This is a genomic window from Pantoea sp. X-Soil-ISGK-285 (genome assembly GCF_059730815.1).
On sequence record NZ_AP035939.1, the window covers coordinates 464732 to 478815 of the forward strand.

General features: G+C 50.0%; 13 protein-coding genes and 1 pseudogene. 6 read left to right on the forward strand and 8 right to left on the reverse strand.

The features are described from left to right. Positions 1-139 precede the first annotated feature (139 nt). The gene (locus tag AC6I8B_RS21515; protein ID WP_157353325.1) at positions 140-598 is read left to right on the forward strand and encodes a GNAT family N-acetyltransferase; all 459 of its coding nucleotides are present in this window, start codon (positions 140-142) and stop codon (positions 596-598) included. 81 nt (positions 599-679) lie between these two features. Here AC6I8B_RS21515 and AC6I8B_RS21520 read toward each other — a convergent pair whose 3' ends face one another. After that, the gene (locus tag AC6I8B_RS21520; protein WP_060678931.1) at positions 680-1096 is read right to left on the reverse strand and encodes a GNAT family N-acetyltransferase; all 417 of its coding nucleotides are present in this window, start codon (positions 1094-1096) and stop codon (positions 680-682) included. 227 nt (positions 1097-1323) lie between these two features. After that, positions 1324-2250: a hypothetical protein gene (locus tag AC6I8B_RS21525; RefSeq protein WP_154210233.1), complete on the reverse strand. Its 927-nt coding sequence runs from the start codon at positions 2248-2250 to the stop codon at positions 1324-1326. 253 nt (positions 2251-2503) lie between these two features. Here AC6I8B_RS21525 and AC6I8B_RS21530 point away from each other — a divergent pair, with 253 nt between their 5' ends. The 3 genes and pseudogenes from AC6I8B_RS21530 (at position 2504) to AC6I8B_RS21540 (ending at position 4708) form a co-directional block, all read left to right on the forward strand. Beyond that, positions 2504-2872, forward strand: coding sequence for a nuclear transport factor 2 family protein (locus tag AC6I8B_RS21530; RefSeq protein WP_157353324.1), 369 nt, complete (start codon positions 2504-2506; stop codon positions 2870-2872). 31 nt (positions 2873-2903) lie between these two features. Beyond that, on the forward strand, positions 2904-3407 hold the full coding sequence (locus AC6I8B_RS21535; RefSeq protein WP_157353323.1) for a GrpB family protein: 504 nt from the start codon (positions 2904-2906) through the stop codon (positions 3405-3407). A 142-nt stretch (positions 3408-3549) separates the two neighbouring features. Beyond that, positions 3550-4708, forward strand: a pseudogene (locus AC6I8B_RS21540) (IS30 family transposase). A gap of 41 nt (positions 4709-4749) precedes the next feature. On the opposite strand, the gene AC6I8B_RS21545 reads toward AC6I8B_RS21540, so the two are convergent. From AC6I8B_RS21545 to AC6I8B_RS21570, 6 genes are all read right to left on the reverse strand, one after another. Next, positions 4750-5352: a LysE family translocator gene (locus AC6I8B_RS21545; protein ID WP_157353322.1), complete on the reverse strand. Its 603-nt coding sequence runs from the start codon at positions 5350-5352 to the stop codon at positions 4750-4752. A 336-nt stretch (positions 5353-5688) separates the two neighbouring features. Next, positions 5689-6663, reverse strand: coding sequence for an ABC transporter ATP-binding protein (locus tag AC6I8B_RS21550; protein ID WP_033773706.1), 975 nt, complete (start codon positions 6661-6663; stop codon positions 5689-5691). Continuing rightward, a complete protein-coding gene (locus AC6I8B_RS21555; RefSeq protein WP_157353320.1) occupies positions 6660-7640 on the reverse strand; it encodes an ABC transporter ATP-binding protein in 981 nt (326 codons plus the stop codon). The genes AC6I8B_RS21550 and AC6I8B_RS21555 overlap by 4 nt, the downstream gene beginning before the upstream one ends. Next, positions 7637-8584: an oligopeptide ABC transporter permease gene (gene opp4C / locus AC6I8B_RS21560; RefSeq protein ID WP_033760940.1), complete on the reverse strand. Its 948-nt coding sequence runs from the start codon at positions 8582-8584 to the stop codon at positions 7637-7639. Before opp4C ends, AC6I8B_RS21555 begins: the two co-directional genes overlap by 4 nt. After that, positions 8584-9543 carry an ABC transporter permease gene (locus AC6I8B_RS21565; protein ID WP_157353319.1) on the reverse strand — a complete coding sequence of 320 codons (960 nt, stop codon included), beginning with the start codon at positions 9541-9543 and terminating at the stop codon, positions 8584-8586. Before AC6I8B_RS21565 ends, opp4C begins: the two co-directional genes overlap by 1 nt. A gap of 44 nt (positions 9544-9587) precedes the next feature. After that, positions 9588-11213, reverse strand: a complete 1626-nt coding sequence (locus AC6I8B_RS21570; protein ID WP_371315799.1) for an ABC transporter substrate-binding protein — start codon at positions 11211-11213, stop codon at positions 9588-9590. Between the two features lie 582 nt (positions 11214-11795). Between AC6I8B_RS21570 and AC6I8B_RS21575 the strand changes: the two genes are divergently transcribed. Together AC6I8B_RS21575 and AC6I8B_RS21580 are read left to right on the forward strand one after the other, a co-directional pair. Beyond that, a complete protein-coding gene (locus AC6I8B_RS21575) occupies positions 11796-12572 on the forward strand; it encodes an isocitrate lyase/PEP mutase family protein (protein WP_124890737.1) in 777 nt (258 codons plus the stop codon). Continuing rightward, on the forward strand, positions 12556-13602 hold the full coding sequence (locus AC6I8B_RS21580) for a bifunctional transcriptional activator/DNA repair enzyme AdaA (RefSeq protein WP_497817758.1): 1047 nt from the start codon (positions 12556-12558) through the stop codon (positions 13600-13602). The genes AC6I8B_RS21575 and AC6I8B_RS21580 overlap by 17 nt, the downstream gene beginning before the upstream one ends. Positions 13603-14084: the final 482 nt, after the last annotated feature.

Sequence of the window (14084 nt, forward strand, 5' to 3'; positions counted from 1 at the left end):
AGTGATGAGTTAATGTCAAAAAGTCCGCTTTGTGCCAGAAGCGGAAGTTGCACATGCACTCTTATGTTAAATACAGAAAGCCGTCATAGATAGAACATTATGTTAGATTCAGTAGTTAAAACTGAATCGAGGATAGCGAATGTTCAGCATTTCAGAAGTAGATAAAAGTGATTCTGGTCTGCAGTGGCTGGTAAGCGAACTCGATGCCTTTCAGAACGTACTATATCCTGCAGAAAGTAATCACTGCCTGGATCTTCCAAAAGTTAATGATGAGCTGCTCCGGTGCATTATCGTACGTGATGAAGGTGGCTTACCTGCAGGTTGTGGTGCTTTGCTATTTCATGAAAATGGCTCAGCTGAGATTAAGCGGGTTTATATTCGACCGGAATATCGGCGTAGGAAGCTCGGAGAACAGATAGTCAGCGCAATCGAGACGATTGCTTCAGAAAAGAATTTGAGCCTATTGCAGCTTGAAACAGGGATTCACCAGCAAGCGGCTATAGCACTTTATCGTAGATGCGGTTATGATATATGCAATTCATTCCCACCTTATGCAACAGATCCGTTGAGTGTTTTTATGTGCAAAAAACTTCCTTAACTTCATGTTTTTATGTTGCTAAAGGGTGTAGATGCAAAGTTATAATGTCCGCACCCCCACCTATGAACAGGCTATCTGGTTTTATCGGAGAGGCTTTTTCATTGAAGGTGATGTGTGTGCCACAAAACCATTCCGTTCATAAAAGGGTATCGCCTGCTGTCGGGCATCAAGGAACACGAAGTTCATATCCCTGCTTTCTGATTCAGTAGTGGCAAAATCCAGCAATTTTTTCCCTATCCCTTTGCTTCTTAAAGCCTCATCTACGATCAAATCATCAATATAGAGATGTGATCCTCTGGCCAGAGTATGAACGGGACGGAAACCCATCAAGCCAAGCATTTTTTCATTGCCAAATGCGCCAACAAGTTCATAACCGTTCAACGTCTGAATTCTGACGCTTTCGATAAATTTTTCTTTGGAAATGTTCCGTAGCTGTGAAATTAGACTGTAAGCATGATCCCATTCTAGCGGCAGTAACTTTCTGATTGAAATGTTCATAGTGCCTTCATTTCCATATAGGTTTCTGATTTTATAAGCTTATTAGCAATAATTCGCAACAGTGAAGTTATGTTCAACCTATTGGAAACCTTCGGCTGTCAAAAGTGAAACGTCTGCTCTTTACTTAAAGCAGAACAAATTTTGATAATTTGATGCTGATCTTCCTCAAGAAAGGTGACCGGTTCACCTTTCTCTGTAGAAGACGTGAATAACCATATGATAATTATCTACGCTTCTATCCGCCGTTCCGCGAGTGCATGCCTTGCTGCGTTTGATGCCCATCCATCGGACTGGTCATGATTTTCAATCTCTGCCTCTGCTATCGGCGTTACACGGATCAGCGGAACTGAACCGAAAGGCAAACCTTCAATCTGACGAGCATCACGGCTGAGAATGATGCGGGACATAGGTTTATAGTCGTCGGTAAGAGAGCAAAACAGTATGGCTCTATATTTTTCAACATCGGCAGCGACCTGATAGCCGTCGGCAACGAGATCCCCCAAGCTAATTAACAAATGAGCCCAATCATCAATCTGCTGGCTGGTATTATCTGAAGCATCCAGCTCCATGAAAAGTTCGCATTTTACGCCGTTTTCCGGGTCTGAAATGCCGGCCCAGGGCGTCGAGAGACCATCGGTAGCCAGCGTTAATTTGGTGCTGCTTTTGGTACTGAGTACCCGGCGATGGGGCCCGAACCACTTCGTCTGGTTGTGTACGTTTGCGTCATTTCGTTCAGCAATAAAGCTATCTGACACGTCGCCATACCTTTTCCAGAATGCTCGCCTTGCGACAGCGGCAGCCTCATACATCGGACTCAGAGGACCGCGCGGCACTATTGTCTCATCGAAAATTGTGTCAACCGTAACGCGCCCGCGCATGAACGGTATTTTAGACTTAGTCCAGCGAACAATAACCTTATTAAAGGACTGTATCTGTAATGCTTCGAGTTTATCGACAACGTTGCAGACCCTCTGAAAAACATGGTCACCAGCAGTAACGTGACTCCCATCAGCATACATGTAACCTCCATATTGCGAGGAAACACCAGCCTGTTCCGTAATAAAGAACCATTCACCGTTCACAGCGCCAATGGGTGCCTTGTCTAATGCCGGGCGTAAGTCCCTTGCCGCATCAGAGTTTGAATATGCAGTCATGCCTGTCCCTTATCTTCATTCCTTATGTATCTTGCTTGTTTTACGCTTTTCCACACCTGAGCGTTGCTAAACTTACGGCCCGATAAGTTTAAAAATGATAAAGCGATTGTAGGGCGTTAGTCTAAAAAAGTTGAGAAGGCTCTTAGATAATTACCCCTTCAGTCAAGAAGGCAAAACCGCCAGAAGCGGAAGTAGCGCATGAACTGTTATGGTAAATTTGAACGTCCGGCTTAATCACTTGAGGATAAGCAGAATGCTTCTGGAGAAGCTCAGATTGCTTGAGTGCAGCCTTCACGGCGACAGGCGCAATGATCCGGAGTGGCTGGAACTGATTCTTCATCCTGAATTCCGTGAAATCACCCGGTCAGGTGTGACGGTCGACCGGTCAGAGACCATTGCGTCGCTGCTAAGTGAAAAGGCTGCACCTTATATTCTCAGCAGCGATTTCCGTCTTACGGAGATGGGCTGCGGTTACGCTCTGCTTCACTATCGGACGTTTTACGCTGATGGCAGCCATCATGCATTACGTTCCTCTTGCTGGATTTGTTCGGATGTGGGCCAGTGGACTCTGTTTTTTCACCAGGGAACGCCGGCTGCAGGCATTGCCGGGGTTCAGGGTTGAGTTGCACACTTAGGACAGAGAGAATGTGTTTATGCGGAAGATTATTGTTGTGCCATACGATGATAGATGGCCTGAGATGTTTGAAGCTGAAAGTTTACTGATAAAAACATTGCTCGGTGGAATGGCTAAGGATGTCCATCATATTGGAAGCACGTCAGTTCCTGGTCTCTCAGCAAAGCCTGTAATTGATATGCTACTTGAAGTTTCCGACATCAATGAACTGGATAAGTACCATTCAGCAATGGCCCACGCCGGGTATGTTGCTCGCGGTGAGAACGGGATTGCGGGGCGCAGATATTTCATTAAAGGTGGTGATCAGCGTAGTCATCAAGTCCATGCGTTTGCAGTCGGAGATATGCAGGTATTGAGACATCTTGCTTTCCGTGATTATCTTCGAAGAAACAAAGACATTGCAGAAGAGTATGCTGAGATAAAACACGCAGCTGTATTAGTCAGCAGGAACGATGCTCATCGCTATAGCGCCCTCAAAGCGAAATTTATAGAGCGTCATCAACAACTAGCGCTAGCTGTCTGAGAACGATTGAGATTGAGTTCGTTGCCGGGAGGGTATGTTCAATAACGATGAATTCACTGAGTAGTCATCAGTCAACGTCTGCTGTTCGCTGTGAGTTCAACGGGTCGATGCAACGCTATCCTTAATCAAGGGGGGCGTTTCCATGAAACGAAGAACTCGGATTAACTACACGCCAGAGCAGAAGGCGATTATCTGGGACAGATATAAGCAAGGTGATTCCCTGCATGATATCGCCAGAATGTTCGACAGATATCATTCTTCTATTATGCCCACTATCCACCAGACTGGTGGATACCGCCCCCCTGTCCGAAAGCGGCATCCGTTAGCGCTTTCACTTGATGAAAGAGAGGAAATATCCAGAGCGCTGGTAGCAAAATCAGCATCAGGGCGATCGCAAACAAACTATCGAGAGCCCCCTCAACGATTAGCCGGGAGATAAAGAGGCACGGTGGTGCAAATCAATACCGTGCATCAAAAGCGGATACTGCTGCGTGGGAAAATGCTCTGAGACCAAAACCTTGCAAGCTAATTGAAAGACCCACACTGTGTAAAATCATCGCAGAGAAGATGCATCAGGACTGGTCGCCGGAACAAATCGCCGGTTGGCTGAAAACGCTGTTATCCGGATAATCAGGAAATGCATGTGTCACACGAAACGATTTATAAACGCTTTTTATACAAACCCGGGGTGCATTAAAAAAAGAACTGCAGCAATGCCTCAGAAGCGGAAGAGTCGTGCGTAGATCCAGAACATCATCGCTTAAAGGGAAAGGATTAGGGTCAATCCGGGATACGATCTCTATCAGCGAAAGACCACCTGAAGCCGCTGACAGAGCCATACCCGGTCACTGGGAAGGTGACCTGATCCAGGGCTCTAAAAACTCCTATATCGTCACCCTCGTAGAACGTCATTCCCGTTTTGTTATGCTGGCCAGGATCAGGGACAACAAGACCATAACGGTTATATCTGCACTTATCAAACAAGCCCGGGAATTACCTGCTGAGCTTTATAAAACATTAACATGGGACCGGGGCGCTGAAATGACCAGCCACACCCGGTTTACTGTAGCCACAGATATCCAGGTTTACTTCTGCGATCCTCAATCCCCTGGCAACGCGGCTCCAATGAAAATACAAACAGATTGCTTAGGCAGTATTTTCCAAAAGGAACTGACTTATCGGTTCACAGCCAGCAAAGACTAGACAGTGTTGCCAGGCAGTTCAACGAGAGGCCAAGAAAAACGCTAGACTATGAATCACCCGCAGAGCGTTTTAACCAATGTGTTGCATCTATCAGTTGAACTCACAGCCAGAAGCGGACATTTTTGCTAAAGGTGATGAGTTACTGGGTCAGGCTGTGCAGAGTAAAAGCAATGAGCAACACCCCGCCGGCAATGTTGACGTATTTTTTGAGCATTAATGGATTTGTTTTTTTTACTGAAAATATAAGTGTTTGACTGACAGCGAAAAGCCAAACGCTCATGACCACGACATGTACTGTTGCCAATGTCAGATAGTTGTAGACGCCTCCCTGTATCCCTGCGAACTGCGAAACGACTGTCAGATAAAAAATGATGGCTTTAGGATTAAAAATATTAGCTATCCAGGCCTCTCTTAAAGTCACCGAATGTTTCGTAACAGCAAGCCCGCTGGCATTTGACCTTATCCCGCTGCGGATGAGCATTGCTCCTAACCAGAGCAGATAGGCGGTTCCGAAAACTTTCAACACCGCAAAAGTTGCTGGAGACGAGATGATCACAGCGGTTATACCTAGCCCTATGAGAACCGCATGTGTGTATATACCCAAGGCTGTTCCGGCAAGCGTTCTGAATAGTCCTTTGTAACCGCCAGCCAGAGCTCCATTCATAACAAGAGTGAAGCTTGCTCCGGGGGACAGTGCAACAGGGAGTAGTGCTGGCATAAAGCCATAAAGGTTTATTTCCATAGGTTTTGGATATTAATTGATGCTCTACTTGATTTCCATTAAGGCGCTTCGCCAGAAAGTGATATTTAAAGCAATTGGAATATATAAATCTTTGCCAAAAAAGGTCCGCTCTTCGCTCATAGCGGTCATCCGCCCTTTTCAGCAGGCAGTTTTTTACCAGAAGCGGAACTTGCTTACATTGCTTTGTCAGTTTGCTGGGAGCAGGTCAGATAGGTTTTTATGACCTTTTCAGACAGGGTCGTATCAGGATTAATTTCTGATACTGACAGGCGTGGTTTTTTACATCATTGAACGTCAGACTCCATCAACCAGGGAGGATGAATCCTCTCTTTTTTATTACGTCAACTGCACCCAGTGGCACGCCACCTGATGGCCGGGGCGCATTTCGCGCAGTTCCGGAATTTCTGTGCGGCAGCGTACTGTTGCCTGCGGGCAGCGAGAAGAGAAGCGACAGCCAGAGGGCGGGCGCGAAGGATCCGGAATTTCCCCCTGCACCACCGGCACGGATAAGCTTCCAGGGGCAAGCGTCGGCACCGCCGCTAGCAGCGCCTGGGTGTAGGGGTGAAGCGGCTGGCTGAACAGCGCATCGCGGCTGGCAGTTTCCACCAGTTTCCCCAGATACATAACTGCCACGTCATCACACAAATGCTCCACGACACCGAGATCGTGAGAGATGAACAGGAAGGTGACGCCATGGTCATCACGCAAATCGGAAAACAGGTTAATGATTTGCGCCTGAATAGAGACATCCAGCGCCGAGATGGGTTCGTCGGCAATAATAAAATCCGGGTTGAGAATCAGCGCTCTGGCGATGCCGATACGCTGGCGCTGGCCGCCGGAAAACTCATGGGGAAAGCGATTGTAATGCTGCGGCGCCAGTCCACAGATTTTCATTACCTCCAGCACTTTGTCGCGCAGTTCTTCTTTGCTGCACAGCGTGTGTTCCAGCATTGCTTCCCCAATTGCATCACCTATTCGAATGCGTGGATTCAGCGAGCTGTAAGGATCCTGAAATACCAACTGGATTTTCGGGCGCAGCGCGCGCATCTGTTTCGGCGTCAGATCCTGCAACTCCTGACCACGATACTTCACGCTACCTGCCGTTTTGTCATAAAGCCCCAGCAGCGTGCGTCCTACGGTGGTTTTACCGCTACCGGATTCGCCCACCAGGCCAAAAATAGTGCCAGGTCGAATGTTAAAACTGACGCCGTCCACAGCGCGTAGCTGTCCTGTTTCCTGACCAAAAAGCCCGTCGCGTAGCGAGAAATGCTTTTTCAACTCGTCCACTTCAATAACATATTGCTGGCTCATGCGATCGGCTCCGCTAACTCACTGTGAATACATGCGGCTTGCCGCGTATGCCCGATCAGCGGCGGAATGACCGCGTGGCACTGCGCGGTTCTGCGTTCGCAGCGATCATAGAACGCGCAGTACGGCGGCAGTTCGGCCAGGTCAGGCACCTGTCCGGGAATGGAGTAGAGGCGGCGTCGGCGCTCGCCCGGAACAGGGCGCGATGCGATAAGCCCTTTGGTATAAGGGTGCAGTGGGTTGTGTAGCACATCGGCAGTCGGGCCTTGCTCAACGATGCGCCCGGCGTACATCACCACGACATGTTCCGCCATCTGCGCGATAACCCCCAAATCGTGAGTGATCAGCATCAGCGCCATCTGCTGCGCCCGCGCCTGGTCGCGCAGTAAGCGCAGGATTTGCGCCTGCACGGTGACATCCAGCGCCGTGGTTGGCTCGTCGGCAATCAGCAGCTTCGGCTGGCAGCTTAACGCCATGGCAATCATGATGCGCTGCAACATGCCGCCGGAAAGCTGATGCGGATAGCAACCCATCAGACTCTCCGCACGCCCGAGTCCGACATCGTTGATCATTTGCGTGGCGTGCGTCCAGGCCGCTTTTGGTGTTTCGCCGCGATGGCGTATCAGCGGTTCACAAAGCTGCTCGCCAATGGTCAGCACCGGATTGAGCGCTGTCATCGGCTCCTGAAAGATCATCGCTAATTGATTACCACGCAGATCGGCCATTTTCGACGGCTTCAGAGCAAGCAGATCGGTGCCCTCAAAGCGGATTTCTCCGCCGTCGATACGCGCAACCTGCGGCGGTAACAGTCCCATCAGCGACATGGCGGTAACGCTTTTGCCGCAGCCAGATTCACCAACAACGCCAATGGTTTGCCCTGCCTGAATGGTAAAGGAGACATCCTGTACAGCGCGCACACGCCCCTGCTCGCTGGCGAAGGAGATGGATAAGTTATTAAAGGTAATTAGCGGCTCGCTCATTTCAGGCTCCGTTTCATCTTCGGATCCAGCGCATCGCGCAGGCCATCGCCCAGCACATTAATGGCGATGACGGTCAGAAAAATGGCAATGCCCGGCGGCATCCACAGCCATGGGCGACGCTGAAAGTCGATCAGGCTGTTGGCCGCGTCCATCATATTGCCCCATGAGGGCGTTGGCGGTACGACGCCAAGGCCGAGGTAGCTAAGCGCGGATTCCATCAGGATGGCGTTGGCCACCGCCATGGTCGCCATCACCACCAGAATGGGTATGGTGTTCGGCAACAGATGACCGAACAGGCGGCGGCGCGAAGAGAGGCCCAGGACCTGCGTCGCCAGCATAAAATCGCGTTCGCGCAGTGACAGGATTTGCCCGCGCACCAGCCGCGCCAGCTTCGGCCACTCCAGCAAGCTAAGCATCACTACTACCATGTAGATGCGCGAATCAGACGAAAAATCCAGCTCAGACAACATCGCTCCGGCAACAATCAGCAGCGGCAGGCTGGGGATCGTCATCACCAGATCCGCCATGCGCATAATCAGTTTGTCCGTCCAGCCGCCGGCATAGCCGGATACCGCACCCAGCAGGTAGCCCAGAGCCACCGAAAGTAGCATGGTCATCAGGCCAATAATCAGCGAGATACGACCGGCAAGCAGCAGGCGGGTATAAATATCGCGGCCAAGAAAATCGGTGCCCAGCCAGTGTTCTGCGCCAGGCGGTTTGTTGATCATCAGCGCATCGGTGGCGTCATCTTTCCACGGCGACCACACCGGGCCCAGCACGCACCAGATGGTCATGATTACCAGCAGAACCAGGCACAGCATCGACAGATGATTGTGGCGCAGCGCTTTCCACGCCTGGTGCCACGGAGAAGGTGTGGCCTGCGCCATCGCCGGAATTTCCGCCTTGCGTAAGCGGCGATTCGTAGAGAAAAGGGAACCGAACATCACGACCTCACGCGAATGCGCGGGTCGGCCCACGCGTACAATATATCGGCAATCAGGTTGCCCACAATGGTTAATACCGCAAGAAACAGGGTGAACCCCATCAGCACCGGATAATCGCGGGCGGCCAGAGAATCAATATGAATATGCCCTGCGCCCGGCCAGTTAAACACCTTTTCGGTGATGATCGCGCCGGAAAACAACCCCGGCAGCTCAAAACCTAACAGGGTGATGATTGGCAGCAACGCATTGCGCAGCGCGTGTTTAAGGATCACTGTGCGTTCGCGCAGCCCTTTAGCACGCGCGGTGCGGATAAAATCCATCTTCACTACGTCAAGCATGCTGGCACGGAAATAGCGCGTCAGGCTGCCCGCCTGCAACATCACCAGCGCCATGACCGGTAACACCAGATGCGCCGCAACCTGCATCACCCACACCCAGCCGTTATCGTCGCTGCCGGTGTTGGTCATGCCGCCCACTGGCAACCAGTGCAGATCGACTGCGAACCACTTAATAAGCAACAGGCAGAGAAAGAAGGTTGGGAAAGACATGGCAGCAAACACCGACACGCTCACCAGATGATCGAACAGCGAATTGGGTTTCAGCGCCGAGGCAATGCCCACCGCAAGCCCGATGCTCCAGTAAAACACCAGCGCAACGCTTGCCAGCAGGAACGAGTTCCAGATGTACTGGTTAAGTAGCTGACTCACCAGAATTTGGTATTGCAGCGAGAACCCCAAATCGCCGCGCAGCAACTGGCCGAGCCAATGCAGATAGCGGGTAAGGATCGGTTGATCGAGTCCATAAATAGCTTTCAGTTCGGCGGCGCGGGCAGCGGTGAGGGTAATGTTACCGTCGATAAAGTCGCCTGGCGTTTTCGCGAAAAGCATAAAAATAATCAGTGATGCGAGCAGCAGCATTGGCAGGGTTTGCAGCAGTCGCCTGAGGATAAAATTTCGCATAGCTTTCTCATGACAACTGCCGGGAGACCCGGCAGTTGTTACTGTTATTTAATGATTTTCACATCCGGCAGGCTACCGGTCAGCCCGTTGTAGATATCTGGTTTAAAGCCGGTGACGCGGGCACTACTGGCCGATAAAATCTCGCGGTTACCCAGCAGAATCACCGGCGGATCGTCCGCCAGCACTTTATACAGCTGGTGATAAATCGGTTTGCGTTTTTCCACATCCAGCACAGCATTACCTTCGTTGATCAGCTTATCAACCTGCGGATTGTTATAGCCGGACTCTTTCGCTTCCGTGCTGTAGTAATCCCACACGCCATCATGTGGATCGTTGAGTGTGCTGGTGCTGAAAGAGGCCAGGTCATAGTTACCGGCTTTACGCTGTGCCATGAGGGCGTTGAAATCCACCACCTGCGGCTTCAACAGCACGCCAATCTGCTGCCAGTTCTCTTTGGCGATGGGGATCAACGCATCATTCAGCACTTTCTTGCTCACCAGCAGCGTCAACTCCAGACGTTTACCGTCCTTCACGCGGATGCCATCAGGCCCCGGTTTCCAGCCCGCTTCATCAAGAAGTTTCTTCGCCTGTGCCGGGTCAAATTTGTATGGATTCACGCCATCTGTGTTATACGCCCATGAAATCGGGGCAATAGGTTCAATTGCCACTTTTCCATAGCCCTGATAAACCACATCAATCAACTTCTGGCGGTCGAGACCATAAATCAGCGCCTGTCGCACTTTCACGTCCTGCAACGCCGGGCGACGTACGTTGAATTCCACTTTGCTGTAGTCACTGGAGCCAAACAGGTTGATATTGGCGAAGCCCAGCATTTTCAGTTGTTCGATATCATCAGGGCGAGAAGTAAACGAGTCGTAATCGGTTTCGCCGGTCTGGAACAACTGGAAGTTAGTGGACGGGTTGGTTACGCGGTAGATAAAGCGCGGCGTCGGTGGTGTGCCACGGTAAAAATGGGTATTGGCGTGGAAACGAATCTCCTGGCCCGGAATATATTTGTCATAGACATACGGTCCGTTGCCCAGCGGTTTACCGTGCAACATGCGCAGATAGTCGAGATTGCCGCGCTGATACCCTTTCCCATAATACGCTTTCGACAACACCGGGCCGCCAATTTTCGCCAGCGTTGTCGCGCCAGGCTGCCCGGTGGTGACCTGTAATGTCAGCGGGTCGATCACTTTCAGGCCACTGACGCTATCAGCTTTTCCGGCTTTATACTCCGCGCCGCCCACAATGTTGGCGAGGGTGATGTCAGTATCGCCATCATATTTCGGGTCATGCAGCACGGTCAGGGTAAACGCCACATCTTCGGCGGTGAGGGGCGAGCCGTCGCTGAAAGTCAGGTGTGGGCGCAGCTTAATGGTGTAGACATTGTTATCCTGACTAACGCTCCAGCTTTCGGCCAGGCCTGGCACCAGCTTGCCGTGGCTATCCCAGTCAATCAGACGTGAGAAAATCACGTTGGTGACGTTTTCGTCCCAGCCGTTAACAAAGAAATAAGGGTTAAAAATACCCTGCGGTTCAGAGATACCAGCCACCACAGTGTCTTTACGCAGCTTAGCCACTGCCGGAATCTGGCTGGCATCGGTGGCTGGTGTAATGCCCTCTTTTAAGGGTACATCGGCGAAAGAGGCTGAAGAGAAAGCCACCATACTGCTGAGTAACGCGATTTTAAGCGCCAGAGTAAAACGCGTGGGTTTTGTTTTTATGCTTTTCAGTAGGATGGACAAAATGGCTCCCTCATCAAATGTTTGTATGGAATTTACAAATCATGACGAAAGATAAAAGCCGCATCACACCCTGTCTAACAACGAAACAATATGGCTTATAGCAAATTATCATTAGTAGATTTATGAGAAAGCAATGCTTAATTTCATCATAAAGAAGATGAGACATTACGCGGGGCAGTCGAAGAGTTCTGATATCGTAAGGGGTTTGACAATCAATAATGTGAAAAACCACGCCAGTCAGTATCAGAAATTAATTCTGACAAGACCTTTTCTCAAAATGACCATACAAACCTATCTGCTTTGCTCCCCGTTGATACTTATATCCGGCGGTTAGGAATGTTCGCTTTTTGCCAGAGGCAGACCCTGAAACACTACGACCGTATCACTCTGCATATCAGACTGACCCGATAAAATTTTGCTAAAAAAATGGTCGTCTGATTTTCGGTTGTGCCGTTTTTGCTGAATGCTTAGATTCATTTTCAATCTAATTGAGAGGATATGGATATGAACTTCGCAGAACTCCACAACCAGTATGAGCCCCTTCTTATCGCTAACGTCTGGGATGTCGTCAGTACTGTCGCAGCGCAAAAAGCTGGCTATCAGGCTCTGGGAACGTCCAGCGCAGCAATAGCGGCCACATTGGGATATGAAGACGGCCAGGGCATGCCGTTTGATGAATTATTTTTTATTGTCACTCGTATCCGGGCAGTTAGCAGCCTGCCATTAAGTGTTGATATGGAAGCAGGATATGGTGATTCAGCCGAAGAGATAATAGTCAATCTCAAGCGCCTTGCTCAGATAGGTGTATCAGGCGTTAACCTTGAAGACAGCAGAGTCATTAATCGGGTTCGACAGCTTGATGATGTGTCTGAATTTTCGCGTAATCTGAGAGCAGTATGCGATGCGCTGAGAAGTGATGGTTATAACCTGTTTCTGAACGTCCGGACTGATGCTTACCTGCTCGGGCATGAAAGAGCGTTAGAGGAGACATTATTACGGGGTCAATATTATAGAGCTGCAGGTGCTGACGGCCTGTTTGTTCCCTGTCTGACCTCAGAGAAAGATATCAGCCTTATTGCAAATGCTATTGATCTGCCTCTGAATGTCATGTGTATGCCCGATCTTCCCTCGTTCGATAGACTGAAACTGGCCGGGGTAAGCCGCATTTCTATGGGTAATTTTGTTCATTCGGCCATTCAGTCAAAGCTGACTGATTTAATGCATGCGATCCGGTTGCATCAGACATTTGAAGGACTTTTTGTTAATGAAGGTTATCGATAAGAATCTTTGTGACGTCTGGTATCAGGCATTACTTGAACGCGCTTCAGAATATACGGGTGTGTTTTTTGCTGGCGTCAGAACGACTGGCGTATTCTGCATTTCGATATGCCGGGCGCGAAAGCCCAAACGTGAAAATGTAGAGTTTTATAAAGATGCCAAATCTGCCCTGGCGGCCGGCTTTCGCCCCTGTAAAGTCTGCAGACCTGCTGAAAACGCGCACAGCGCGCCATTATTTGTCGAACAGGCGCTTGCGCTTGTCAGGCACGATATTAAATCCCGTGTATCCGACGCGGATCTTCGTCAGCATGGAATCAGCCCGGAGCGAGTGCGGCGATGGTTCCTGCAACATCACGGCATCACTTTTCAGGCCTTCCAGCGAATGCAGCGGGTCAATATTGCCCTTCAGGAGCTGAAAAGCGGACGTGCAGCAACTGATGTCGCGCTGGACAATGGCTACGAATCCCTAAGCGGCTTTGGTTACATCTACAAGCGGCTAACTGGCGCAGCTCCGACTCGAACCACTCAGGTAATAGTCATTCACCGGTTTACTACTGCGCTGGGACCTATGTTTGTATGTGCCACAGAGCAGGGAGTCTGCCTGCTGGAGTTTACCGATCGCCGGATGTTAGAAACTGAATTTCGCGACATTCAGCGTTTACTTAACGCCAGGATTGTCACAGGAGAAAACAGTCATACCCGGCAGACAGTAAAAGAAATCAGCGAATATTTTGCCGGAACACGTCGTCACTTTGATCTCTTACTGGACGCCCCGGGCAGTAATTTTCAAAAGTCCGTCTGGGATGCACTACGTACTGTTCCTTACGGGGAGACCTCACACTATCAGGATATTTCGCTGCGACTGAATAAAACTGGCGCTGTACGAGCAGTTGCCTCTGCGAATGGTGCCAACCGGATTGCGATTGTGATTCCGTGCCACAGAATTATCGGTAAAAATAGCCAAATGACCGGATATGGTGGAGTCAAATCGCGTAAAGAGTGGCTTATCGAACATGAAAGAAATCAGAGTTAAATGAGTCAATACAGAATGCTTGCTGTATGAAACAGTCTTTTTCCGATCCTGTTACTTTTTACATGCAGTTTTAAGGTATTTGAAATCCCCACGTCCGCTTATCGCTCACAGCGGCCGCTCATTTTTGTGACCAGTGATGATGCCGACACCAGTCGGCTTCATGGGCTGATCTAACCGCTACTACCTCACCCCGTGGCCCTTGCGCTACCGGACTATCAGCCGGCTCTTCCTGTTGGCCAGGAACCCGGATGGCAGCTAGTGGACAGCAATTGCCAATATGTAACTCACCTGAAAACCCGTTTGAATCCAGCCTCTCCACTCATTTGCATTTTTCAACCCTCCGGCGTCATTTTCCCCCCTCCTTCAGCTATGCCTCCGCTGAAATATCGTATCAAGCATGAAGGTCACCAAAAAATTAACCTAACAAGTGTTAGACAGGTGTTGACGTGTGTTGATTTGCCCGCTAAGGTTTATCTACCTAA